This is a genomic window from Pseudomonas sp. GW822-FHT07A10 (assembly GCF_058798795.1).
The window spans coordinates 66,629-91,248 of record NZ_JBXAKV010000010.1 but is presented as its reverse complement, the minus strand read 5'-3'; the positions used below and the strand labels follow the sequence as shown (position 1 = coordinate 91,248).

The following is a 24,620-nucleotide window of genomic DNA, read 5'->3' as shown; positions in this document are numbered from 1 at the left end:
AAGCTCTTGGCTTCCTTTCGGAAGCCCTTCAAGATGACTCTACACCTCGAAGTCTTGGAGACACGCTACGCGTGTCGCACAGAGGCGCTTATAGTAACGACTTTTCGCACTTCAGGCTGCCCCGCCGTCTGCGATCCCCCAATTTCGTACAACGTTCGAGAGCTCTTCATGCCCCTATCCGCCAACGTTTCCGACGCGCCCATTGCCCACAAGGCCGACGGCGATGACCCGTATGCCTGGCTGCAGGAGCGCGACACCGACGCAGTGCTCGATTACTTGAAAGCCGAAAACCGCTATCAGGAGGCGCAAACCGCCGATCAGGCCGGGCTGCGCGAAACCCTGTTCGAAGAGATCAAGGGGCGGATTCTCGAAACCGATCTGTCGCTGCCCTCGCCCTGGGGCCCGTACCTGTATTACACCCGCACCACGGCCGGCGACGAATACGCCCGTCATTACCGCTGCCCACGTCCGACCGATGGCAGCCTGCGCATCGACGAAAGCCAGGAACTCCTGCTGCTCGATCCGAACGTGCTGGCCAAGGGCGGTTTCTTTTCCCTGGGTGCGTTCAGCGTCAGCCCGGACCACCAGCGCCTGGCCTACAGCATCGATTCCAGTGGCGAGGAGGTTTACACGCTGTTCGTGAAGGAATTGTCCAGCGGCCGCGTCAGCGAACTGGAATTCCAGGACTGCGACGGCAGCATGACCTGGGCCAATGACAGCCTGACGCTGTTCTTCGGTGAACTCGACGACACCCACCGCCCTCACAAACTGTTCCGCTATCGGCTGGACGGCACCGCCGCCGAAGAAGTGTTCCATGAACCAGACGGCCGATTCTTCCTGCATTGCTACCGCTCAAGTTCCGAACGGCAATTGCTGCTGTCGCTGGGCAGCAAGACCACCAGCGAAGTCTGGGCGCTCGACGCCTCGCTGCCGCACCAGGCCTTTACCTGCCTGGCGCCGCGGGTCGAAGACCATGAATACGACGTCGATCACGGCAAACTCGATGGCGAGTGGACGTGGTTGATCCGCACCAACCGTGACGGCATCAACTTCGCCCTGTACCAGGCCGCCGACACCGGCGTCGCGCCGACCGAAGCCGACTGGCAGAACCTGATTCCCCATAGCGACACGGTGATGATCGATGGCATGAGCCTGAACGCCGAGGCCATGACCTTGAGCCTGCGTGAAGGAGGCCTGCCGATCATCGAAGTCTACCCACGGGACTTGGTGCCGTATCGCGTGCAATTACCGGATGCGGCTTACAGCCTGCATGTGCAGAACAGCCTGGAATTTATCAGCGACAGAATCCGTCTGCGCTACGAGGCCTTGAACCGTCCGGCGCAAATCCGCCAACTGATCCTGGCCACCGGCGAGCAGAAAGTCCTCAAGGAAACCCCAGTGCTCGGCCCGTTCGACGCCGACGCGTACGTCAGCCAGCGGCTTTGGGCCACGGCCCCGGACGGTACGCAAGTGCCGATCAGCCTGGTGGTCAAACGCGAATTCCTCGGTAAGCCGACGCCACTTTATCTGTACGGATATGGCGCTTACGGCGAAAGCCTCGACCCGTGGTTCTCCCACGCCCGCCTGAGCCTGCTGGATCGCGGGATGGCGTTTGCCATCGCGCATGTTCGCGGCGGCGGTGAATTGGGCGAAGCCTGGTATCGCGCCGGCAAGCAGGAGCAGAAGCACAACACCTTCAGCGACTTCATCGCCTGCGCCGAACACCTGATCGCCAACGGCTTCACCACCTCATCGCAGCTGGCAATCAGTGGCGGCAGCGCCGGTGGCCTGCTGATCGGCGCGGTGCTCAATCAGCGGCCGGAGCTGTTCGGCGCGGCAATAGCCGAAGTGCCGTTCGTCGACGTGCTCAACACCATGCTCGACCCGGAGTTGCCGCTGACCGTCACCGAATACGACGAATGGGGCAACCCGCAAGAGCCAGACGTCTATGATCGGATCAAGGCCTACGCACCGTATGAAAACGTCACCGCGCAAGCCTATCCGGCAACGCTGGTGATCGCCGGCTACAACGACAGTCGCGTGCAGTACTGGGAAGCGGCCAAGTGGGTGGCGAAATTGCGCGCGACCAAAACCGACACCAATCCCCTGCTGCTCAAGACTGAATTGGGCGCCGGGCATGGCGGGATGAGCGGTCGCTACCAGGGATTACGTGACGTAGCCCTCGAATACGCATTTGTTTTGAAGGTTTTGGGCATTGCCTGAGGAACTTGGCCCGGCGTCCCGGTCTTAACACCAGACGCCGGACCCGACACAACCCACAGGGGATAATTGGTGACTGAAGGCCCGCCCCCGCAAAAGACCACAAGAAAAAGACCGTGACGACATGTCAGAACCGACCTTACTGAACAAAGAAATTCGCGACTGGCTGATGGACTGCGGCCTGTTCGATCAACTGCTGCCGGCCGACTTCGTGGCGGCTTCAGGTTACTTCAGCATCAGCACCATCGCCGAAGGCGAAGAGATTTTCCGTGAGGGCGATGCCGGCAGTTTCATGTGCATCATCCACACCGGCCAGGTCGCGGTGCAAAAGACCAACAGCGAAGGGCAACGGGTGACCATGGCCACCTTGCGCAGCGGGCGGGCGTTCGGCGAAATGGCCGTGCTCGACGGCGAACGGCGCTCAGCCAGTTGTGTGGCCGCGAGCAACTGCCAGTTGCTCAACCTGGGTAAGGACTCCCTGGAAAAGATGCTCAACGAGGCACCGAAAATCGCCGCCAAGATCATCCGCGCCCTCGCCGTCTCCCTCTCCAAACGCTTGCGCATGGCCGACGGACAACTGCTCTCGCATTAACCGCCCGGCGTTTTGATTTTGGTCGTGCTCGGCTCAAGGCCCGGCAAGGTCTGGTCCTTGGGCGGGTTGGGCATTTCGATCGGCGGCAACAACGGTGGCCCACCGTTGCCGGTCTTGGGCACAGTGGTCGGGGTAATCTGCGGGTACGGCGTCGGCGTGGCAGTGCCGGGTGAACCGGGTATCGGCGTGGGGCCGGTGGGGATGGTTTGCTGCTCCTGGGCCTGCACTGCAGTTATCGAGAGCGCGGCCAGGGCAATGGCCGTTAGAATGGTGCGCTTCATCAATGGCTCCGTTGGCCTTGTAGTCTTTTGCAGGCTACTCCCAACCGCGTTCGTTTGCCTTCTTCCGTCTGTCCATTTCTCCCCAAGAGAGCCCCATGAAACGTTTCGTTCTGCTCGACACCACCCCCATTCCTGAAAACGGCGGTGCCCTGTGCCTGTTCGAATACGGCGAGGACTTCGTCATCAAGATCCAGGGCGGCGACGGCGGGCAGTTGATGAATACCCGCATGCACGGCTCCGAAGATGCCCTGGCGGAAATCCCCTGCCGCAAGGTCGCCGGCCGGCCGAATTCGCGGGTATTGATCGGCGGCCTGGGCATGGGCTTCACCCTCGCCTCGGCGCTCAAGCATTTGGGCAAGACCGCTGAAGTGGTGGTCGCCGAACTGGTGCCCGGCGTGGTGGAGTGGAACCGTGGGCCGTTGGGCGAAAAAGCCGGCAACCCATTGCTCGACCCGCGTACGGTGATCCGCATGGAAGACGTGGCCAAGGTGCTGCAAGCCGAGCCGCAGGGTTTCGATGCAATCATGCTCGACGTCGACAACGGCCCCGAAGGCCTGACCCAGAAGGCCAACAGCTGGCTCTACTCCGCCGGCGGCCTGAGCGCCTGCGCCAAGGCCCTGCGCCCCAAGGGCGTGCTGGCGGTGTGGTCGGCCAGCGCTGACCGGCAGTTTTCCGACAAGCTGAAAAAAGCCGGCTTCAAGGCCGAAGAAGTACAGGTCTTCGCCCACGGCAACAAAGGCACCCGCCACACCATCTGGATTGCCGAGAAGCTCAAGGGCTAGGCTAAACTTCAACACATAACCGTCATTAGTCTTTTACAAAGGTGAACCCATGAGTTCGTCAACGCCTCCAACCAACACCTCAAAGTTGGACCGCATCCTCGCCGACAACCAGCGCGACAAGGAAATGGGTTACCGCGACAAGGCCCTGAAGATGTACCCGCACGTGTGCGGCCGCTGCGCCCGTGAGTTCTCCGGCAAACGCCTGAGCGAACTGACCGTGCACCACCGCGACCACAACCACGACAACAATCCGCAGGACGGTTCGAACTGGGAACTGTTGTGCCTGTATTGCCATGACAACGAGCATTCGCGTTATACCGATCAGCAGTATTTCGACGAAGGCTCGCTGAGTACGCCAAAGATTGCCAAGGCGACGCATAACCCGTTTGCGGCGTTGGCCGGACTGATGAAGAAAGAAGACTGAAGATCTTCGCCAGCCATGCTGGCCTCTTCGCGGGCAAGCCTCGCTCCTACAGGATTACGCGACTACCGCGTATGACATTGATCCGTAGGAGCGAGCGGTGCGGCGATCCGACTTGCCCGCGAAGGCTATATCCCTGACACCACCAATCTCCAAACTGAACACCCCTCCCCCAATCCCCGTATAATCGCGCTTTTTTCCCGAAGGCACCCCGCTCGTGGCAGACAAACGGTATAGCTGCATTGGTTTGTATAACCCCAAATCACCGGAGAACGTCGGTTCGGTGATGCGCGCCGCCGGTTGCTATGGCGTGGCGTCGGTGTTTTACACCGGCAAGCGCTATGAGCGCGCCGCCGACTTCGTCACCGACACCAAGAAAGTCCACTACGACATTCCGCTGATCGGCATCGATGACCTGAAAAAAATCCTGCCGCTGGGCTGTGTACCGGTCGCGGTGGAACTGGTCGACGGCGCCCGCTCGCTGCCGGAATACACGCACCCGGATCGCGCCCTCTACATCTTCGGCCCCGAAGACGGTTCGCTGGATAAAGAGATCCGCGACTGGTGCGAAGACGTGGTCTATATCCCGACCACCGGCTGCATGAACCTGGCGGCCACGGTCAACGTGGTGCTGTACGACCGCATGGCCAAGGGCAACAACACCCGATCGGGCCCGAAATTCCGCTGAATCACCGCACATCCGATGGAACGAGCCGACCGCCTCGACAGTCAGCTTAATTATCCATTCTTGAAGCCTGGAGACAGATCATGAGCGACCTCAAACGCGTAGAGCGCATCGAATCCACCCCGTTCCAGACTCAGCCCGCGCAGAACGTCCAGGGTTGGGAGCGCATCGGTTCCCTGGCCGGCGGTGTGGTGATGGTCGGCAAAGGCCTGCGGCGTGGTGGTGTGTTCGGGTTGCTTCAAGTGGCCATTGGCGGCGTAGCGATGGCGCGGGGTATTACCGGGCACAGTTCGGCGAAAAGCTTTCTGGAAAAGAGCCGTCAGGACATGGTTAACGCTCGGGCCAGGATTGAGCGTGCCGGGGAAGAGTTGAGTCGGTTGAAGGCCAATGCCAAGGCGGCGACCAAAACCGCCACCGTGACCGGGAATGATTCTTTGAAGTCGCCGAAAGCCGGGGTTTGATCCGGAATTTTCGGTGAGACTCAGGGCCTCTTCGCGGGCAAGCCTCGCTCCTACGGCCAATAACGCGATCGCCACAACCTGAGCGAGGCTTGCCCGCGAACGCGGTATTACTGAAGCAACCCGGTATCAAGCACCTTGGAAGACTCGCCAATAACGCTCTCACTGAGCTGAATGAACTCCTTGGTATCGACACTCTCCAAACGCATCGCCCCACGCAATACATCATCCAGCGAACGCTTGTTGCGGGTCTTCAGGCGAATCTCGCGATCCAGTTCCTGCAGCAACACCACCGCTTTGGCCACCTGCGCCGGGTTGATCTGCTCCCCGCGCAAGGTCGTGACCTTCTGGCTGGCCTTGGCCAACTTGCTCTGCAAGCCCTCATACCGCTCGTCACTCATGCCGCCCGCTCGGCGCACCAGTTCGATGGCGTAATACTCGGCAAACCCTTCGCTGATCCAGTCGCTGCGCTGGCTGTCGTTGATCCGCCCGAACACCTGAGCCAATTCACGCATCAAGGCACTGGTGCCGCTTTCGCTGACCAGCGGCAAGCGGCTATTGAGATAGATCGATTCCCGCGCGGCCAGGCTGCCACGCCACATCGGGTCATTGGCGCCGACGATCAGCAGTTTGCTGGGGTGACGCGGAAAAACTTCCTGCACTTGCGGCCACACGAACGTCAGCAGCGTCAGCACATCCATGCGGCGCATCCCCTGGCCTTGGGGCGAGGCCACGGTGACTTCGGTTTCCCCCAACCGAGTGCGACGGCTGCCGAGGTTACCGGCGAGCATCCAGCCAGTGGGACGGTCGAACAGACGCGAGACGTTATCGATGCGGAACTTGTTTTTGCCAATCCGCGGCCAGCCGGTTTCGACGCTTTTCCAACCGGTGGGCAATTCGAATTCCAGGCGTGACACCAACTCGATACCGTCCTGCTGATCGAGTTTGGCCGCGGGCACCAGGTCATCGCCACGCATCAGCGCCCACGTTGGTGTCATGCGCGTGTCGAAGCTACCGCTCTTGCGCCCGTGGCTGATGCGCACGCGGTAGGTCAGGCTGGCCTTGTCGGCGGCCGGGCGCCAGACACCACGGGCCTGCGTGCCCGGTGTGAGCTGCCATTGGCCATCGGCCTTGAAATCGCTGTAGTGACTGCCGTCGCCCAAGTCGAAATCCAGACTGCGCACCGCCGAGCCTTGGGCCAGGGTCAGGCGCACTTCGGCCTGATCGCTTTGCGGCAACAGGCGCACGTGATAATCCAGATCGACTTTCTTCGCCGCCCACACGGGCGAACTCAAGGCCAGCAGACCGACAGCCAACGCCCGCAGCACTCCCACCGCCATACACACTCCTATTGTGGCGAGCGAGCTTGCTCGCGCCGGGCTGCGTAGCGGCCCAAAATTCTCGTGATCACCGCCGATTTTGTGAGTGCTGCGCACTGGAGCGCCAGCCCGGTCAAGCGGGAGCAAGCTCCCTCGCCACAGACTAAATGGCATCGGGAATTAACCCGCGCGAAAAATCAGATGATCTTCCCAATCGTCTTCGGCCACGCTGCCTTCGGCGAGCATGCGCCCGGACTGGGAAATACGTTCGTGATGCACCGCATCACGATCACCGCACACCAGGTGATGCCAGAGCGGCAGGTCCTTGCCTTCGCTGACCAGTCGATAACCGCAGGTCGGCGGCAACCATTTGAACTCATCGGCCTTGCCCGGCGTAAGCTGGATGCAATCGGGGACAAAGTCGCGACGGTTGGGGTAATCGGTGCACTGACAGGTTTTGAGGTCCAACAGTTTGCAGGCGATGCGCGTGTAGTAGACGGCGTTGTCGTCTTCATCCTCGAGCTTTTGCAGGCAGCACAGGCCACAGCCGTCGCACAGCGATTCCCATTCCTCTTGATCGAGTTGATCGAGGGTTTTGCGTATCCAGAACGGTTCGACTTTGGCGGCCATGGCTCAAGCATCAACATCAGGTGGTGAAAAGGCCGCCAGTCTAGTGCCAAGGCACCGGCGGGCCAAGCATTGGCGACTGCCGGTACGACGGCACTTGTCAGTTTTTGCGCTACCCAGTAGCTTTGCCAGTCGCAAGGAGCCCTACCCAAGTGCCATTAACGCTCAACCGCGTTGCATTCAGGTGAACTGCTGGCTCAAGAAATCCTGGCGCTCAGCTCAACTGTACCCGCCGGTTTTTTACGACGACCCCCACTTTCAAACGTAAAGGAATCTCTTGATGAGTGCTAATCCACGCGTTGCCGATTACGCCATTCACCCTCAGTTCACCGATCGCTGGTCGCCCCGCGCCTTCACCGGCGAAACCATTCCCGAAGAGACCCTGCTGAGCTTCTTCGAAGCCGCTCGCTGGGCGCCATCGGCGTACAACTCGCAGCCTTGGCGGTTTCTCTATGCGCGTCGCGACACGCCGAACTGGGAGCGCTACCTGGGCCTGCTGAACGAGTTCAATCGCAGCTGGGCACAGCACGCCTCGGCGCTGGTAATCGTAATCTCGAAAACCACCTTCGTCGCACCTGGCGCCAGCGAAGAAACCCCGGCGCTGTGGCACACCTTCGACACCGGTTCCGCCTGGGGCCACCTGGCGCTGCAAGCGAGCATCAGCGGCTGGCACACCCACGGCATGGCCGGTTTCGATCAGGAGCTGACCCGCAAGGAGCTGAACATTCCTGAGGGTTATGCGCTGCACGCCGCCGTGGCGATCGGCAAGCTGGGCGACAAGGCGACACTGGCCGAGTACCTGCAAGCACGTGAAGAGCCAAGCCCGCGTCGTCCGCTGAGCGAGTTGGCGGCTGAAGGTAATTTCACCCTCTAAACGCGCCGGACCTGATCATTCCCACGCTCCGCGTGGGAATGCCGCCAGGGACGCTCCGCGTTCCGCTTCGGATGTGACGCAGAGCGTCACGGGATGCATTCCCACGCAGAGCGTGGGAACGATCAGCTGGGTGAACTCAATACCCGCGCGCGAAATCCACTTCCCCACGCAACGCTTCACCCGCCTGATACGCCCGCAGGTTCTCGACAAACAGCTTCACCATCGCAGGTGGCGAAGTCGGTGCCGAGCTGTGGCCGGTCAGCAGCAGTCCCCACGCGGTCCAGAACGGATGACGTTGCGGCAGTGGTTCCTGACGGCAGACGTCGATCACAGCCCCGGCCAGATGCCCTTCCTTCAAGGCTTCCACCAGATCCGCATCGACCACTGCAACGCCGCGCCCGACGTTGATGAACAACCCGGTTGCCTTGAACTGCTTGAACAGGGCAGCGTCATACAGGTCGTGCGTATTGGGGGTATTCGGCAGCAGATTGATCACGTAATCCACCTCACCGACCAGGCGCGGCAAATCGCTCAGCGCGCCGACTTCGACAAAAGGCGCCTGCTCCCGGGCGGTGCTGGCGATGCCGTATAACTCGACGCCAAACGGCAGCAGAAACTGCGCCACTGTCTGACCGATGTCACCGGTGCCGACAATCAGCACCTTTCGTCCAGCCAGGCTTTGACCCTGGCGATTGTCCCATTTGCGCTCGACCTGGCTGACCAGCCGCGCCAACACTTCGCGCTCGTGGCCGAGCATGTAAGTCAGCACGTATTCAGCCATGACCTGACCAAAAATCCCGACCGCGCGAGTCAGCCGATAGTGCCGTGGCAAGCCATCGGCCAGCAGCGGCGTGATACCGGCCCAGGTCGACTGCAACCATGCAGGCGTGTGGCCCTGACGCAACAGCGTCGCCAGCAGGTCCGGCTGACCGAGCCAGACTTGGCAGTCGGCGGCCTGACGGGCCAGTTCGGCGGAGTCGCCGCTGGTCAATACTTCCAGTTCAGGCGCTGCCTGACGCAACAGTTGGGCATACACAGGGTGGTCGTGTTCAGCAATCAGAACGCGCATGTTTCAAACCTTTCAAAAACAGTGCAGACGACCGCCGACGGAGGATCACTCCATCGTCACGGCCATCGCCAAAATCATTCCAGTGTTTCATAAGGCTCTGAACAGAGCCTGTCTGCCGATTACATCGGGTCGTTGCGGCGCAGCAATTCTTCCGGCAAGTGTTCGATGTATTCATCCTCGGCCGGTGGCATTTGCAGGTGGTAGCCCTGCTTGTCGAGGTTCTCCAGTACTACAGCAATGTCTTCGCGCGACAGCTTGCGCTCGGGGGTCAACACCAGGTCGAAAGCGTGGATGGCTTTGCCGAAAGCCGCCATCAGGGGTTCAGGCACGCGCTCCAGTGCATCGCTTTTGAGCACATAGAGGTACATCCCGCTTTTCTTCGAGCTTCGATAAATCGAGCAAATACGTTTCAAGGCTGTTCTCCGGCGGTGGCCAGGCTGTCGAGCAGCGCCTGGCCCATCAATTCGCGGCGCCAGCCACGCAGCGAATCAGGCAATTGGTAAGGACCATTGGGGAAGCCGCTCTTGAGCAGCGCTTCCAGGGTTTTCTTGCGCAGCATCAGCTCCGGCGCGATGTTCAGGCGCTCGGCTTCGGTCTGGCCGATGGCGCGCAGCTGTTTGACCAGCGCGGCGGCTTCCACCGGCAATGGCTCCGGCACCGCTGGCGGCCACTGATCAGGCGACACACTGCCAGAGCGCTTGATCAGATCAAGCAGAAATTCGCCGTCCTGACGCACGGTGCGCGGGTGCATGTCTTCGATTTTCGCCAGTGCGCCGAGGTTGTCCGGTTGGGTGCGTGCCAACGGCCACAGTGAATGTTCACGGATAATGCGGTTGCGCGGCAGATCACGGGCGCGGGCTTCACGCTCGCGCCAGGCGCAGAGTTCACGCAACACGGCGAGTTGGGCGCGGGACAGCTTCCAGGCCAGTTTGGCGTCGCGATAGACCTCGTACGGGTCGACCTCGCGCCGCAGATTGGCGACCAGCTCGGCTCCGTCTTCCAGGACCCACGCGTATTTTTCGTCAGAAAGCTTCGGACGCAGCTGTACGAAAACCTCTGCCAGATGCACAGCATCTTCGGCGGCGTAGCTGATCTGAGTCTCGGACAGTGGACGTTGCAGCCAGTCGGAACGGGTCTCGCCCTTCGGCAGGTCGATGCCGAGCACCTCCTGCACCAGCCGCGAATAACCCATGGAGAAACCCAGGTTCAGGTAAGCGGCGGCCAGTTGGGTGTCGAACAGCGGCGCCGGCAGGCTGCCGGTCAGGCGCAGCAGGACTTCGAGGTCTTCGCTGCACGCATGCACGACCTTGACCACGGCCTGGTTTTCCAGCAATGCGGCCAGAGGCTGCCAGTTGTCGATGGTCAGTGGGTCAATCAGGTAAGCGCGTACGCCATCGCCGATCTGCAGCAGGCCTGCGATCGGGTAAAAGGTGTCGACCCGCATGAATTCGGTGTCGAGGGCAACGAATGGCAGCTGCTGCCACTCGGTGCAAAACTGACCGAGGCTATCGTTGTCGCGAATCCAGTGAATATCGATGGCCACACGGCTCTCCCTTGAAGAATGGCGCGCAGTATATATCGCCCCCGGCGATTTCCGCGCATCCACTGAACAAGAGCTTTAGCGAAAATACCTGCCGAACAGCAAGAATTGTCTGACAGGTGAAGACTAGCTGTCCTTACGCAACACGTAGACCCGCATCCGCGTGCAACCCGGTACCAAGTCCTGGTGACTGAGCAAGCAGAAACCCGCCTGCCTGAACTCGGCCTCAAGCTCGGCCTTGCTGGCCTGTGGCTGGGCCTGTGCGCCCTCCACGTCCGAACGCTCGAGCTTGAAACGCCCATCAACCCGCACCGCCACAATCACCGTATCGCGACTGACCCGGTGGAATTCGCGCAACATGGCCAATCGATGCTCGGGACAGGCGATGCGTTGAAACAGTTGCAGGCAAAAAATGCAGTCAACCGCATTCGCCGACAAGCCGATGGTGAAGGCTGAACTCTGAAAGGTCTTGATCCGTTTCAGCAGGTTCTGCGGATGGTGGGTGCTAGCATGATCGAGCATGTCCTGAGATGGATCGGTCGCGAGGATCACCCGGTTCGCATGCTCGGCCAGCACCGGCCAGAAACGCCCGACCCCGCAGGCCACATCAAGAATCAATCCCGGTTCGCCAGCGACCTGCAGCGCGTTACGCACCAATTGCTCTTCGCGCCAGAACGTCAAACGCCCCGCCAGGCCGCGCGGTCGCGGCTGTTTACAGACGCGGGCGTGTTCCTGATCGTAGCGCCGGGCGAACTCAAGCTCGAAGGCGGATGGGGGCTGCGCGGACATGTGTAATGGCTCTTGTTGGATGTTCCAGGCGCCGCAGATTAGCGGTCGTTACGTGAAAAAAGGTCGAGTCGCTCATTTTTTGGCCAGCACACCGTCGCCCATTGCGCCGCGGCATCCGGCGAACATATCCAGCCCCGGGTTGTAGACCGTGCTGTTGACCTCCAGCAGACCGAGCATCGAATGGAACAGGTTGTCCTGGCTCAAGGGCTTTTCACGATTCTGCTGCAGGCAATGGGTGTCCACCGAGAACGACTTTTGATAGCTGTCGGAGAACCACGCCATCATCGCTACATGTTTCTGTTGTTCCGGTGCGAGCATGTAAGGCGTGCCATGCAGGAACAGGTTGTATTCGCCCAGCGACTCGCCGTGGTCCGACAGATATAGCATCGCGGTATCAACTTTGCCCTGGTTGCTGCGCAACAGATCGATCAGGGTCGACAGCACGTGGTCGGTATACACCAGCGTATTGTCGTAGCCATTGACGATGCTTTCGCGGCTGCAATTGTTCAGCGCATTGCTTTCACACACGGGCGTGAAGTGTTCGTACTCTTTCGGGTAGCGCTTGAAGTATTCCGGACCGTGACTGCCCATTTGGTGCAGGACCAGCACGGTGTCTTTATTCAGCGTGTCGATGAAGTGCTGCATGCCTTGCAGGAGAATTTCATCGCGGCACTCACTGTTGGCGCACAGCACCGGGTCTTTCAGGTTGCTCACGTCGTCGACAGTGACCCGATCGCAGGTTCCTTTGCAGCCTGACTGGTTATCGCGCCAGATCACCTCGAGACCGGCGTGCTTGAGCACGTCCAGCAGACCTTCCTGATTCTTCGCCTTGCTGGCGTCGTAATCCTTGCGGCCCATGTTGGAGAACATGCAGGGCACCGACACTGCCGTTTCCGTGCCGCACGAATGCACATCGGTGAAGGCGATCAGGCCGGATTCCTTACTCAGTTTCGGCGTGGTGTCGCGGTCATAACCCAGGATGCCGAAGTTCTCGGCCCGGGCACTTTCGCCCACCACCAGTACCGTCAGGGATTTACGGTCATGGGCCTGCCAGGCCGGTTTTTTCTGGGCATCTTCACCCAGTTTGGCGAATGGTTGCCGTGCAGACACCACTTGCTCACGCAGATAACCGAACGAGGCACCGATGTAGTTGCTCGGCACCACCATCAGGCGCAATTCATGGTGATTGCGAAACAACGACGACAGGCCTTGATAGTTGACCAATGCGACACCGCCGATCACTGCAACCGAGGCGACGCTCACCAGCACTTTACTTAATAACTCACGGTGCCAGCGACGGTAATTAACCGGGATTTTCCACAACAACCACGACGGCAAGACGCCGAGCAACACGATATAAACAAACAGTTTTAGCGAGAGTAAGTCGCGTACTTCCGTGGCATTGGTTTCGGCGAAGTTACGCAACATACCGGCGTCGATCAGCACGCCATATTGGCTCATGAAGTACGCCACACCGGCACTGATCAGAAAGATCAGCGTCAACACGGGTTTCATCACGGGCCGGAATGCCAGCAAGGTCAGCACAATGTTGAAGGCCGCCAGGATCATCAGCCCGAACGCGACACGCATGACGATGCCTTGACCGTCTGCTGCGGTGATATCGAAGAGGTGTTGCCAGAGAACTAAATTGAACCCTGCCAATAGAAAGGCACTGGAAACCAACGTCACCCATTCGGGGCGCACGGCTTTGAACTTCAACATGTGATCGGCTGTTCCTGAAAAGAAGTGCCCGCGGCAAATGTGAAAATTTCATTGACCGAGAGGCCACAAATCTTAAGCAGTCAACCATCAATATTTCGTGAAAAAGAAGCCAACGAATAGTTGGCTTCTGGCATTAGGCCAAAACGTCCAACACTGGCGACCCGTTTCAAGCCTGATGCAGATACCAGCGCCAGTCCTGCTCACCGACTTCGCCCATGAATTGCCGGTATTCGGCTCGTTTTACTGCCAGATAGACGCCAAGAAACTCACTGCCGAACGCTTCCCTGGCCCAATTCGAGCCTTCCAGCGCTCGCAACGTGGTCAACCAGTCGGTCGGCAACAATTGCGCAGCCTGGGCGTAACCGTTGCCCTCCACCGGCGCCCCGGGGTCAAGTTGCTCGCGGATGCCGCGATGAATACCGGCCAGGATCGCCGCCGCTGCCAGATACGGGTTGGCGTCGGCACCACAGATGCGATGCTCGATATGCCGGGAGAATGCCGGCCCGCCGGGCACCCGCAAACTCACGGTGCGGTTGTCCACGCCCCAAGTGGCCGCCAGGGGTGCGTAGCTGTTGGTCTGGAAACGACGGTACGAGTTGGCGTTCGGACAGAACAACAGCAACGCATCGAGCAATGTGGCGAGCATCCCCCCGACCGCGTGTTTGAGCAGCGGCGTGCCGTCCGGGGCCTCGCTGGCGAACAGGTTATTACCGTCCTTGTCCGCCAGGCTGACATGCATGTGCATGCCGGTGCCGGCCAGGTCATCGAACGGCTTGGCCATGAAACAAGCCGTCATCCCGTGCTTGTGCGCCACGCCCTTGACCAGCCGCTTGTAGCGCACGGCTTCGTCCATCGCCTGCAAAGCGTCGGTGCGGTGTTCGAGGGTGATTTCCACCTGCCCCGGCGCGTATTCAGAAATCGCCGTGCGCGCCGGAATGCCCTGGAGCTTGCAGGCGCTGTAGAGGTCGGCCAGAAATGGCTCGATCTGTTCCAGTTCACGCAAGCCGTAGACCTGAGTCCCGCGTGGCCGCCCGCCATCGACATCCCGCGCCGGTTGCGGCCGACCGTTGCCGTCGCGCTGCTGATCCAGCAGATAGAACTCCAGCTCCGCCGCCATCACCGGGTAATAACCGTCGGCCTGCAAGCCTTCGATGACCTTGGCCAGCAGGTGCCGTGGGTCGGCGATGGTCGCGGGCATGCCCTCTTGCGGATGCATGCTGACCTGCACCGCCGCCGTGGGAATCAATCGCCACGGCATGCGCTGCAAACTGCCGCTGACGGGATAAGCGCGGCAATCGATATCACCGACGTCCCAGACCAGACCGGAGTTTTCCACGTCATCGCCATTGATGGTCAGGCCGAGGATGGTACTCGGCAGTGGCCGACCGCTTTCATACACCGCCAGCAACTCATCGCGATGCAGCAATTTGCCGCGTGGCACACCGTTATTGTCGAGGATGAACAGCTCGAACATCTCGATATCCGGGTTCTGTTCAAGAAACGTCAGGGCTTGTTCTTTGGTAGCGAAGGATGTCGTGGCACAGCTCATGGGAATTCTCGTCTATCCGCGTCAGGCAAACGCACAGGCGCCGCCGGTTTGATCCCGGCGCACAGCGCGGGACCTATCAGAACAATCAGCGGGAGATGCAGGAATCCGGCGGGCGCGCGTGACGGCAGTGCCACAGCGCCCAGAAGGCCAGTTCGGAAGGGAGTGCGACTGGACAACCGTCCATAGAGAAGACCGCAGTAAACAGATGCGCAGCAGCGTCACACGGGCGGTTAAGCCGTTAAATCGGGATTTGAAGAACCTTGGGTGTGGATTGGCTAAACAATTGATTATTCGCTAAAGGGGATTAGCCGAGCGGGACGTTATTTAATTTCTAAATACTGCTCCGGACTTTCTGATTTGCCGCCTCCAGGGCTCGCGCGCCTAATCGGCTCCTTGTTCCTGAAGGTCCGATTATGGAAAACGTTCGCGCAACCTCCCGCCCTGCCCTCTGGCTGATGTTCAGCATCATTCTTGTCGCCCTGAATCTGCGTCCTTCCATGGCCGCTGTCGGCCCGTTGCTGTCTGCCATTCGCGGTGACATCCCGCTGAATTTCAGCATGGCCTCGCTGTTGACCATGTTGCCAGTCATGGCCATGGGACTGGCGATGTTCTTTGGTATCGGTATCAGTCAGCGCTTGGGCGAGCAGCGCACCGTAGTGCTGTCGCTGCTGATCATCGGCCTGGCCACGGTGTCGCGGTTGTTCCTTGATTCGGCGGCGGAACTGATCCTGAGCGCCGTACTGGCCGGTGTCGGCATTGCGCTGATTCAGGCGCTGATGCCCACCCTGATCAAGTCCCGTTTCAGCGACAACGTTTCCGTGTGCATGGGTCTCTACGTGACGTCGATCATGGCCGGCGCAGCAATTGCGGCGTCATTCGCGCCGTTGGTGATGACCCGCACCGGCAGCTGGCGAGTGGGGTTGGCGATCTGGGCGGCACTGGCGCTGGCGGCGTTGCTGTTCTGGTGCGTTCAACGCACGGGAATGCCGACATTGGGGGAAAAGTCGTCCCGCAAAGAATCCTTTTTCCGCAATTCCCGCGCCTGGCTACTCGCAATCTTCTTCGGCCTGGGCACGGCGTCCTACACCTGTGTGCTGGCCTGGCTGGCGCCGTACTACGTGGAAAAAGGCTGGAGCGAACAACAGGCCGGCTTGTTGCTGGGCTTTTTGACGGCCATGGAAGTGTTGTCGGGGCTGCTGACACCCGCCATCGCAAACCGCAGCCGTGATCGGCGCCTGGTGCTGGTGGCGTTACTGGCACTGATCATGGCCGGTTTTTGCGGGCTGATTCTGAGCCCACGACACCTGAGCCTGCTGTGGCCGTGCCTGCTGGGACTGGGCATCGGCGGGCTGTTCCCGATGAGCCTGATCGTGTCGCTGGATCATCTGGACAATCCCCAACGCGCGGGCGGGTTGACCGCCTTCGTGCAAGGCATCGGTTACCTGATCGCCGGCCTCTCGCCGCTGATCGCCGGGATGATTCGCGATCAACTGGGCAGTTTCGAATGGGCCTGGTGGTCACTGATGGGCGTCATGGCACTGATGATCCTGATGGTCCTGCGCTTCGATCCGCGGCATTACGCCAAACACATTCATTAACCCGGAACCCCCATCATGAAACGCACAGGTTTTGCTGCCGCTCACGTCGGCATGTTGCTCTGGGCGCTGTTGATTGCCGTCTCGTTTTCCGCGGCAGCCCAGGTCAGCCAGGCCATCGACCCGATTCTGCTGACCGGGTTGCGCCTGTTGTGTTGCGCCCTGGTGTTTTTGCCCTTGTTGCTGTTCAAGGGCGATACCGCCATGACCGCCCGCGGCCTGCTCGGTCATGCCGTGCTCGGCATGTTGCTGGCACTGTACTTCGGCTCGTTGTTCGAAGCACTGCGTTACACCTCGGCGGTGAACACCGGGACGATGTTCACTCTGGTGCCGTTGCTGACGCTGCTGTTCGAAGCCATCCTGACACCCGACAGCCGCCTGAAACAACGCGTGTTGCCCATGCTGGTTGCCGCGGCCGGCGCCGTGCTGCTGGTATTGAAAGGCGCAGGTCCCGGCGAACTGCCGTCGCTGTACGCGATATCGGTGTATGCGGTCGGTTGCCTGGCAATGGCGCTCTACTCGCCCCTGAGTCAACGGCTCAAGGCCAACAGTCTCAAGGGGCGCGGCCCGGTGGGCATGACTTTCTGGAACATGCTGTTCGGCGCACTGTTTCTATTGGTGTTCTGTGGGTTCAGCGGCGGCTGGCGCTCGGCGTTGTTGCTGAGCGGGAGCGATATCTGGTGGTTGATCTACCTGGCACTGTTCGCCACCCTGACAACTTTCTGGCTGCTGCATCGAGCCATTGGCGTGATCGCTCCTTCTTCAGTCATTTCCTACATCTACCTAAGCACCCTGTTCATCACACTGTTCCACTGGTTGTGGTTACGCCAGTCGCCACGCGCACTGGAAATCTTCGGCGCGTTGCTGGTGGGCGTAGGCATGTTGGCGCTGTTAATATCCAGCCGCGATGCGATGCCTGCACAGCAATCAGCGCTGAAGGCCTCTGGCCATGTTTCGGGTGATTGAACTCACAAGTCGTGTTCATAACACTATCTGTCCCACAACCGACCATGAAACATCCTACAAGGCATTCTCTTGGCACTATCGTTCCGTTAGGATCGTTCGCACACGTTTGCGCACAGTCGGCGCAAGGAGCACAGCGGGACAGAACGGATGCTGAACAGTAACTTGCTTAGAAAGCTCGATATGCAAGACCTCATGGTGTTTGTCGCCGTGTATGAGCAAAGCAGCGTCACAGGTGTGTCGGAGGCACTTTGCGTCAGCCAGTCCACCGTGAGTTACTGCCTGAAAAAACTGCGCACAAGTTTCGAAGACGAGTTATTCATCAATACCCGCACGGGTATGCGCCCCACCTACAAAGCCAGCACCATGTATGCCCATGTGCTGAAGATTCTCGAAAGCATCAACCTGTGTCACGCCGGGACACCGACGTTCGATCCGTCTCTGCAACCGGTCACCTTCAATATCTGTGCGCCGGAATACTTCGAGCAACTGATCCTGCCGCGCCTGTTGAAGAGCTTCGATTTCGCCGACCTGCCGGTGATGGTCAACATGCACAAGTTCGAAACCGACATCCCGGCCGAAGAACTGCGCGACGGCAGCCTCGACCTGGTGATCTGTTTCGGCCCGAACTTTCATCGAAGCCACACCGACTTCAACTCCAGACGGCTACTGGAGGACGATCTGGTCTGCGTCTTCGACAAACGCGCCACGCCGCTGGAGCCGCGCTTGAGCCTGCAAGCGTTCACTGAACGTCGGCATGTGTTCCCGACGCCCTGGACGTCCACCACCAACATGGTTGACGGCTGGCTGGCTCAACAGGCCCACAAACGCCAGATTGTCGCGCGCTCCAACAGCTACAGCGCGGCACTGAAGATGATCACCGGCACCGACTTCATCTTGACCTTGCCCCGGCGCATCCAGCAATTGCTGGCCAATGAGGCGATCTTCAATCACTGCGAAGCGCCCAATGGTTTGCCGGGCTTCACCCTGGACATGCAGTGGAGTCAAAGCGTCGACCAGGACAGCGCCAACACCTGGCTGCGTGAGCAAGTGATCAAGGCCTGCGCCGAGCAGGAAATGGCCTGAAATTCAGAGGCCGATGGCAGTCTTGGTGTAGGACTCTCGATCGATGTCGATGATTTCCACACATAGCTGGACCTCAACACCGACCGGCCATTCGCACACATCCTGCACCACCGCCAGCAGGCTGTCTGATAACTGCTTCTTGATCTGCGGCGAGCGACCGCTCAACAACGCCAGTTTCACATGCACGAACGCCCGCTCACCCGGTGCAGTGCCCACCCTGAAAGTCTCGACCTTCACCGCACGAGCCTTGATGTCGAACTCTTCAAACTGCCCCGAAGCGACCAGCGCGTTGTTGAGTCGCATCAATGCCACATCGGCATTCAGTTCGGACAGGTTGGCGGTGTATTCCATGTGCAGGTGGGGCATGACAGGGTTCCTGAGGATTGGCAGAAAGGTCGTAGATATAACACCGCCCTGCTCACTCTGTCAGCGGAAGGATCGGACGTTCACTCATGAACGCCTCCAGGCGCGAGCGCAGCCAGCGTTCAGCCGGATCGCTGTCGACATGGCTGAGCCAGACCATGGACAGGTCCAGGGTCGGCGTCTTGAACGGAAACGGCTCCTTGAACAGTTGGCCTGACGCGGCCATCGCCTCCGCCGTGTAGTCCGGCAGGCTGGCGATCAGATCGGTGCCGGCGAGCAAGGCCGGCAATGAGCTGTATTGCGGAACGGACAGCACGACGTGGCGTGTTCGACCGATCTCCGCCAGCCATTCATCGGCGTAGCCACTGACATTGGCGGTGTGGGACACCAACACATGCGGCCGCGCGCAGTATTCATCGAGGGTCAACGGCGTGTCCGACGCATCTGCACGCAAGATGCTGGGCTGGATATGTCGCAACAACTTGCGTTTGGCGTTGGCCGGCAGGCCGCGGGTCTGGCTGATACCAACGGTGATATCGCCAGACGCCAGCAAGTCGGGAATGCGCCAGTAGTCGACGTGCTGGACCACGAACACCACCTTCGGCGCTTCCTGGCGCAAAGAACGCAGCAGTGGCGGTAACAGACCGAACTCGACATCGTCCGACAGACCGATGCGAAACGTCATGGTGCTGCTGAGCGGATCGAAATCGTGGGTCAGGCTCAAGGCCACCGACAGCGAATCCAGTGCCGGCGACAGGTGCTGAATAATCTCCTCGGCCCGCGCTGTCGGCTCCATGCGATGGCCGACCCGAATGAACAGCGGATCGTTGAACATCGTCCGCAAGCGGTTCAGCGCCGCACTGATGGTCGGCTGACCGAGGAACAGCTTCTCCGCCACCCGCGTGACGTTGCGTTCGAGCATCAATGTCTCGAACACCACCATCAGGTTGATGTCGGCCTTGCGTAGTTCGTTGCGATTCATCCGTTGCACCCCGGTCCCCAAGACTGGATGACAGTTTAGGGAGGTGTCGCGATCGGCGTCTATGCAGGTTGGCAAACGACCCGATCCATAAAAACCGGGGGCACTCACCACTCAAGAGCGCCCGGCTGAAACGAAGCTGCCCTGACTGAGCAGCTTCAGCGCCCGGAGCCTATATCTCCCTGACCGGCGTCTGCTCTTGAGTCCCTTTGATCAAACCAATGGCATGCACGCAATCAGACTTATTGACGTAAGCCTCCCCACTGGCAATCGTTTCATGATTCCCCGCCCGCAAACGCCAGCGCCATTGGCCCTTGCCGGTCTGTGAGGTGCCACGGGTTTGCCTGTAAATCTCAAAGTACATTGATCGCTCCTTGCGATGGCTGATTACGACAGATCAGAGACCTGCGAAACCAGAGTAGATGAGGAATTTTTGCGGCAACGTCTTTCAATGTCAGGGGATATTTCGAAGGAAAAACCTTGATTGCCGAAACGATCAATGAATACGGGGGACGGTAATTAGAACGACTGGGCGGAGTAACTTTTCCTGTGGGGGGACATATCTTTCTTACGCTGTTGTGCTGATTTTTCCGACACCAAAAACTTGGGGAAAAAGCGGGACGGACGCGAAAGTGGCCCGATGAAAAAAACTGCGCAAACGAAAAAGCCCCGTAGATTTTCATCTACGGGGCTTTTCTATGTATGGCGGAGAGATAGGGATTCGAACCCTAGGTACCGGTGAAGGTACAACGGATTTCGAATCCGTCCCATTCGGCCACTCTGGCATCTCTCCAACGGCGCGCATCATAACAGCACAATCGCCGGAAGCGAACCCCCTTTAGCGATTTTTTTCCGTGCTATCAGATGCTTGCGTCGATTAAAGCGGTACGCCCAGACGGTTGGCGACTTCTTCGTAGGCTTCGATGACATCACCGAGGCCCTGACGGAAGCGGTCCTTGTCCATTTTCTTCTTGGTGGCCTTGTCCCACAGACGGCAGCCGTCCGGGCTGAATTCGTCGCCCAGAACGATGGAGCCGTCGGAGAACACGCCAAATTCGAGTTTGAAGTCGACCAGCAGCAGGCCGGCGTCGTCGAACAGTTTGCTCAGGACTTCGTTGACCTTGAGCGACAGTTCTTTCATGCGAACCAGTTGCTCGGCGGTGCCCCAACCGAATGCCACGACGTGGGATTCGTTGATGAACGGGTCGCCCTTGGCGTCGTCCTTCAGGAACAGTTCGAAGGTGTAAGGGTTGAGTTTCATACCCTCTTCAACACCCAGGCGCTTGACCAGGCTGCCGGCGGCGTAGTTACGCACGACACATTCGACCGGGATCATGTCGAGTTTTTTCACTAGGCATTCGTTGTCGCCCAGCAGTTTGTCGAATTGAGTCGGCACGCCGGCTGCTTCGAGTTTCTGCATGATGAAGGCGTTGAACTTGTTGTTCACCATGCCTTTGCGGTCGAGCTGCTCGATACGCTTGCCGTCGAACGCCGAGGTGTCGTTGCGAAACAGCAGGATCAAGCGGTCAGCGTCATCGGTCTTGTAAACCGATTTGGCTTTGCCGCGGTAGAGTTCTTCACGTTTTTCCATGATGGGCTCCGCTTGCTAAGTAGGTGGGCTAGGCGATGTGTCGCCAGTCGAGCCCTGAATCTTGATCGGCCAGTTGCAGCCAGTCCGGGTCGCACCCGAGGGTGTCGACAAAACATTGCCGGGCCAGCTGCGGCAGGTTGTTCTTGCTGCTCAGATGGGCCAGGACCAGGTGTTGCAGGTGTTGCAGGCCTTGCCAGCCCAACTCGGCCACCAGGAATGCCGCCTGATGGTTGTTCAAATGTCCCAATTCACCGCCCACCCGCTGCTTGAGAAAGTACGGGTAGTGACCGCGAGCCAGCATGTCACGGCAATGGTTGGCCTCGATCATTAACGCATCGAGGTCCCGATAGCCGTCCAGCACCTTGTTGCAGTATGAGCCCAGGTCGGTCAACAGGCCGAAACGCCGCTGACCGTCGCTGAAAACATACTGCGTCGGCTCCTGTGCATCATGGGCCACGGCAATGACGCCGATGCTCAGAGGGCCGATTTGCAGTTGCTCGCCGCCAGCCAGAAAGCCTGCGGGTTCAATCGGTTTGCGCATCCCGCGCAGGGTCCCGCGACTGAGGTAGACAGGCAGATTGTAACGCCGAGACAGCAAACCCACGCCATGCACGTGATCGGCATGTTCGTGGGTCACAAGTATCGCGCTCAACTGCGCAGGGTTTACCCCAAGGCGCAGCAGGCGTTTTTCGGTTTCCCGCAAGGAGAAACCACAATCCACCAGCACATACGTGTCATCGCTGGCTACCAGCGTGCCGTTCCCTTGGCTACCGCTGCCGAGAACGGCAAAACGCATGCGATCAGCCCAGGTTGTCCTGAATCACGGTCAACACTTTGCGCGCCACGTCTGCTGGCGCCACGGTGTTGATGTTTTTCTCGACGGTAACTTGTACGTTCTCGCCGACCTTGCTCAGGCGAACCTGATAACGCTCGGCGCGGGCTTCAACTTCTTCTTTGTTCGGCTTGCTGCCGAACAGGCTACCGAAGAAACCTGGTTGCTCATCCTTCTTCTCGGCCTTTTCGGCGAGGTTGATGTAGTACAGGCCCAGGCTGCGGTTGATGTCTTCAACACGCCATTCGCCCTGTTCCAGCGCACGACCGACGCTCGACCAGGCACGATCCAGGTCGGTACCGACGTTGAGCACCGGGTTGCCGCTGCCATCCTCGGTCAGGCTGACACGGCTTGGCGTATCGTAATCACGCGAGGCCAGCATGGAGACCGAACCGCCCTTCTCCGAAGTGCGGCTCATGCTCGCGAGCATGTCGTCGACCAATGCTGCATCCAGGCCGGTGTTGACCGAACGATTGGTGAAGTCGACGTTGGCGGTGCTGCCGGCAGGACGCTCGGCGCTGACCACATAGACTTCACTGGTGTTGCGCTGCACGCCTGGCTCGATACGCACCCGTACGCGGGTTTCGCTGTCGGCGCCGACACCGGCTGCGCTCAGGCGCTTGGCCATGGCTGCGGACAGTTCGTCGGAATGCTGCCAGGTGGTAGTGAACTCACCGGTTTGCGGGCGCTGTTCGTCCAAACGGAAACCGTTGTCCTGGAAGAACTGCACGGCCACTGGCCAGACTTCGGCCGGTGGGTTCTGAGCCATGATCCAACGCGAATCGCCGCTCTTCTGCAAGGAGTAGGCGCTGATATCAGCCGCTGCCGACAGCGGCTGCGGACGAGGCACGACATATTCGCCCTTGGCTGTATCGTCAGCCACATTGCGCGGGATCGGCAACAGTGGATCCAGACGCTTGGAGGTGCTGACGTTTGGTGGCAGTTGCATCGGTGCAGTCTGTTGCGCTTCCAGGTAATCGCTACCACGGTCACGGAAGTAACCTTCCGGGCCCCAGATCCATCCGCAGCCACTGGTGCTGGAGATAATCAAGGCAAGTGCGGAAAGTCCGGCCATTCGCTTCATGCGTAGTACTTCCTCAATTAAACCAGGACGCCGGACTGGCGCATGGCCTGCCGCAGCGGTTCGTGACAGGCAGCACTGAGCCAGGTGAGCGGCAGACGGATACCGTCCGGCATCAGGCCCATTTCATGCAGCGCCCATTTCACGGGGATAGGGTTGGATTCGATAAACAGGGTTTTATTGAGCGGCATCAGCTTTTCGTGGATCGCCCGGGCTTTGACGGCATCACCGGCCATCGCAGCGGCGCATAGCTCGCTCATGGCGCGCGGTGCAACGTTGGCGGTCACCGAAATGTTGCCCTTGCCACCGAGCAGCATCAGCTCGACCGCGGTCGCATCGTCACCGGAATAGACCAGGAAGTCGCTGCTCACGCCGGCCAGGATGTCCTTGGCGCGCTGCAGGTCGCCCGTGGCTTCCTTGATGCCGATGATGTTCTTCACGGTCGACAGGCGGATTACCGTCTCGGCCTGCATGTCGCACGCGGTACGACCCGGCACATTGTAAAGAATCTGCGGGATATCGACCGCTTCGGCGATGGCGCGGAAGTGCAGGTACAGGCCTTCTTGCGTCGGCTTGTTGTAATAAGGGGTTACCAGCAGGCACGCGTCGGCGCCAGCGTTCTTCGCATTGGTCGTCAGTTCGATCGCTTCACGCGTCGAATTGGCGCCCGTACCGGCGATCACCGGAATACGCCCTGCAACCTGGGCAACCACGCGACGAATCACTTCGATGTGCTCGTTCACGTCCAGCGTGGCCGACTCACCCGTAGTGCCGACCGCCACGATGGCGTTGGTGCCCTCTTGCAGGTGGAAGTCCACCAGTTTGCTCAGGCTGTCCCAGTCGAGACGACCCTGTGCATCCATGGGTGTGACCAGTGCCACCATACTGCCCGCAATCATGCAACCGCTCCTGCCGGAAAAAGAGAGCGGTAATGGTACTGGCGCCAAGATGCTTGTACAAGCGAAGTACTGCGCTGCCGCCATTCCCCTTGGCGCTGCTTTTCGCTACCCTTCAGACTTTGATCGGTACTGATAAGCTCGTACGCCGGGTTCCAGCCTCCATTTTCGGCATCACAAGCCCCGATCCAGCGTTGCCACCCCTCGCTCTTGCCATACTGGAGCACGTTGCAACCTTCGGCTGGGGGTTTGTGAATTCGCATCCGCAGGCTCGTTCCCGGTAAAAAAGCCCATAAACAGTATCGA

Annotated in this window: 26 protein-coding genes and 1 tRNA gene; 10 read left to right on the top strand and 17 right to left on the bottom strand. The window is 59.7% G+C overall.

All coding sequences use genetic code 11. The features are described 5' to 3' along the window. Positions 1-168 precede the first annotated feature (168 nt). Together AC1RL4_RS17995 and AC1RL4_RS17990 are read left to right on the top strand one after the other, a co-directional pair. Positions 169-2,223 (top strand): S9 family peptidase, encoded by a 2,055-nt coding sequence (locus AC1RL4_RS17995; RefSeq protein ID WP_019580816.1) that lies wholly within the window; start codon positions 169-171, stop codon positions 2,221-2,223. 121 nt (positions 2,224-2,344) lie between these two features. Continuing rightward, positions 2,345-2,812, top strand: a complete 468-nt coding sequence (locus tag AC1RL4_RS17990) for a cyclic nucleotide-binding domain-containing protein (protein WP_019580817.1) — start codon at positions 2,345-2,347, stop codon at positions 2,810-2,812. Here AC1RL4_RS17990 and AC1RL4_RS17985 read toward each other — a convergent pair. Beyond that, entirely contained in the window at positions 2,809-3,093 is a 285-nt protein-coding gene (locus AC1RL4_RS17985; RefSeq protein ID WP_019580818.1) for a hypothetical protein, read from the bottom strand. The genes AC1RL4_RS17990 and AC1RL4_RS17985 overlap by 4 nt on opposite strands. Before the next feature lie 95 nt (positions 3,094-3,188). On the opposite strand from AC1RL4_RS17985, the gene AC1RL4_RS17980 reads away from it, so the two are divergent. From AC1RL4_RS17980 to AC1RL4_RS17965, 4 genes are all read left to right on the top strand, one after another. Next, a complete protein-coding gene (locus tag AC1RL4_RS17980; RefSeq protein WP_007898703.1) occupies positions 3,189-3,875 on the top strand; it encodes a spermidine synthase in 687 nt (228 codons plus the stop codon). Between the two features lie 49 nt (positions 3,876-3,924). After that, the gene (locus AC1RL4_RS17975; protein WP_007942195.1) at positions 3,925-4,299 is read left to right on the top strand and encodes a YajD family HNH nuclease; all 375 of its coding nucleotides are present in this window, start codon (positions 3,925-3,927) and stop codon (positions 4,297-4,299) included. A 214-nt stretch (positions 4,300-4,513) separates the two neighbouring features. Next, a complete protein-coding gene (locus AC1RL4_RS17970) occupies positions 4,514-4,984 on the top strand; it encodes an RNA methyltransferase (RefSeq protein WP_007942196.1) in 471 nt (156 codons plus the stop codon). 80 nt (positions 4,985-5,064) lie between these two features. Then, positions 5,065-5,442, top strand: a complete 378-nt coding sequence (locus AC1RL4_RS17965; protein ID WP_019580820.1) for a YgaP family membrane protein — start codon at positions 5,065-5,067, stop codon at positions 5,440-5,442. A 107-nt stretch (positions 5,443-5,549) separates the two neighbouring features. On the opposite strand, the gene AC1RL4_RS17960 is transcribed toward AC1RL4_RS17965, so the two are convergent. Together AC1RL4_RS17960 and AC1RL4_RS17955 are read right to left on the bottom strand one after the other, a co-directional pair. After that, entirely contained in the window at positions 5,550-6,779 is a 1,230-nt protein-coding gene (locus AC1RL4_RS17960; protein ID WP_019580821.1) for a hypothetical protein, read from the bottom strand. 159 nt (positions 6,780-6,938) lie between these two features. Continuing rightward, on the bottom strand, positions 6,939-7,388 hold the full coding sequence (locus tag AC1RL4_RS17955) for a YcgN family cysteine cluster protein (RefSeq protein ID WP_007942199.1): 450 nt from the start codon (positions 7,386-7,388) through the stop codon (positions 6,939-6,941). 277 nt (positions 7,389-7,665) lie between these two features. Between AC1RL4_RS17955 and AC1RL4_RS17950 the strand changes: the two genes are divergently transcribed. After that, entirely contained in the window at positions 7,666-8,259 is a 594-nt protein-coding gene (locus AC1RL4_RS17950; protein ID WP_007942200.1) for a nitroreductase family protein, read from the top strand. A 136-nt stretch (positions 8,260-8,395) separates the two neighbouring features. On the opposite strand, the gene AC1RL4_RS17945 is transcribed toward AC1RL4_RS17950, so the two are convergent. The 6 genes from AC1RL4_RS17945 to AC1RL4_RS17920 form a co-directional block, all read right to left on the bottom strand. Then, a complete protein-coding gene (locus AC1RL4_RS17945) occupies positions 8,396-9,328 on the bottom strand; it encodes a D-2-hydroxyacid dehydrogenase (RefSeq protein ID WP_019580823.1) in 933 nt (310 codons plus the stop codon). Positions 9,329-9,447: 119 nt separating this feature from the next. Then, positions 9,448-9,741, bottom strand: coding sequence for a YcgL domain-containing protein (locus AC1RL4_RS17940; protein WP_019580824.1), 294 nt, complete (start codon positions 9,739-9,741; stop codon positions 9,448-9,450). Next, positions 9,738-10,871 (bottom strand): ribonuclease D, encoded by a 1,134-nt coding sequence (gene rnd, locus AC1RL4_RS17935; protein WP_230175540.1) that lies wholly within the window; start codon positions 10,869-10,871, stop codon positions 9,738-9,740. Before rnd ends, AC1RL4_RS17940 begins: the two co-directional genes overlap by 4 nt. Positions 10,872-10,994: 123 nt before the next feature. Beyond that, complete coding sequence (locus tag AC1RL4_RS17930; protein WP_019580826.1) at positions 10,995-11,657, bottom strand: class I SAM-dependent methyltransferase; 663 nt, start codon at positions 11,655-11,657, stop codon at positions 10,995-10,997. Positions 11,658-11,729: 72 nt separating this feature from the next. After that, positions 11,730-13,379, bottom strand: coding sequence for a phosphoethanolamine transferase (locus AC1RL4_RS17925; RefSeq protein WP_019580827.1), 1,650 nt, complete (start codon positions 13,377-13,379; stop codon positions 11,730-11,732). A gap of 166 nt (positions 13,380-13,545) precedes the next feature. After that, complete coding sequence (locus AC1RL4_RS17920; protein ID WP_371929204.1) at positions 13,546-14,853, bottom strand: glutamine synthetase family protein; 1,308 nt, start codon at positions 14,851-14,853, stop codon at positions 13,546-13,548. A gap of 488 nt (positions 14,854-15,341) precedes the next feature. On the opposite strand from AC1RL4_RS17920, the gene AC1RL4_RS17915 reads away from it, so the two are divergent. The 3 genes from AC1RL4_RS17915 (at position 15,342) to AC1RL4_RS17905 (ending at position 18,572) form a co-directional block, all read left to right on the top strand. Continuing rightward, complete coding sequence (locus tag AC1RL4_RS17915) at positions 15,342-16,526, top strand: cyanate transporter (protein ID WP_493119826.1); 1,185 nt, start codon at positions 15,342-15,344, stop codon at positions 16,524-16,526. Between the two features lie 15 nt (positions 16,527-16,541). Further along, positions 16,542-17,489 carry a DMT family transporter gene (locus AC1RL4_RS17910; protein WP_230175538.1) on the top strand — a complete coding sequence of 316 codons (948 nt, stop codon included), beginning with the start codon at positions 16,542-16,544 and terminating at the stop codon, positions 17,487-17,489. Between the two features lie 147 nt (positions 17,490-17,636). Next, entirely contained in the window at positions 17,637-18,572 is a 936-nt protein-coding gene (locus AC1RL4_RS17905) for a LysR family transcriptional regulator (RefSeq protein ID WP_019580831.1), read from the top strand. A 3-nt stretch (positions 18,573-18,575) separates the two neighbouring features. On the opposite strand, the gene AC1RL4_RS17900 is transcribed toward AC1RL4_RS17905, so the two are convergent. The 8 genes from AC1RL4_RS17900 to dapA form a co-directional block, all read right to left on the bottom strand. Continuing rightward, positions 18,576-18,938: a 5-carboxymethyl-2-hydroxymuconate Delta-isomerase gene (locus tag AC1RL4_RS17900; RefSeq protein WP_019580832.1), complete on the bottom strand. Its 363-nt coding sequence runs from the start codon at positions 18,936-18,938 to the stop codon at positions 18,576-18,578. A gap of 52 nt (positions 18,939-18,990) precedes the next feature. Continuing rightward, on the bottom strand, positions 18,991-19,917 hold the full coding sequence (locus AC1RL4_RS17895; RefSeq protein ID WP_018926773.1) for a LysR substrate-binding domain-containing protein: 927 nt from the start codon (positions 19,915-19,917) through the stop codon (positions 18,991-18,993). 169 nt (positions 19,918-20,086) lie between these two features. After that, on the bottom strand, positions 20,087-20,278 hold the full coding sequence (locus AC1RL4_RS17890; RefSeq protein ID WP_019580833.1) for a YegP family protein: 192 nt from the start codon (positions 20,276-20,278) through the stop codon (positions 20,087-20,089). Between the two features lie 339 nt (positions 20,279-20,617). Continuing rightward, a tRNA-Ser gene (locus AC1RL4_RS17885) sits at positions 20,618-20,707 on the bottom strand. Between the two features lie 84 nt (positions 20,708-20,791). Then, positions 20,792-21,505 (bottom strand): phosphoribosylaminoimidazolesuccinocarboxamide synthase, encoded by a 714-nt coding sequence (gene purC / locus AC1RL4_RS17880; protein WP_018926775.1) that lies wholly within the window; start codon positions 21,503-21,505, stop codon positions 20,792-20,794. A 28-nt stretch (positions 21,506-21,533) separates the two neighbouring features. Beyond that, on the bottom strand, positions 21,534-22,301 hold the full coding sequence (locus tag AC1RL4_RS17875) for an MBL fold metallo-hydrolase (protein ID WP_230175537.1): 768 nt from the start codon (positions 22,299-22,301) through the stop codon (positions 21,534-21,536). 4 nt (positions 22,302-22,305) lie between these two features. After that, the gene (bamC, locus tag AC1RL4_RS17870; protein WP_019580835.1) at positions 22,306-23,421 is read right to left on the bottom strand and encodes an NlpB/DapX family lipoprotein; all 1,116 of its coding nucleotides are present in this window, start codon (positions 23,419-23,421) and stop codon (positions 22,306-22,308) included. A gap of 17 nt (positions 23,422-23,438) precedes the next feature. Further along, positions 23,439-24,317, bottom strand: a complete 879-nt coding sequence (gene dapA / locus AC1RL4_RS17865; RefSeq protein WP_007941448.1) for a 4-hydroxy-tetrahydrodipicolinate synthase — start codon at positions 24,315-24,317, stop codon at positions 23,439-23,441. Positions 24,318-24,620 lie beyond the last annotated feature (303 nt).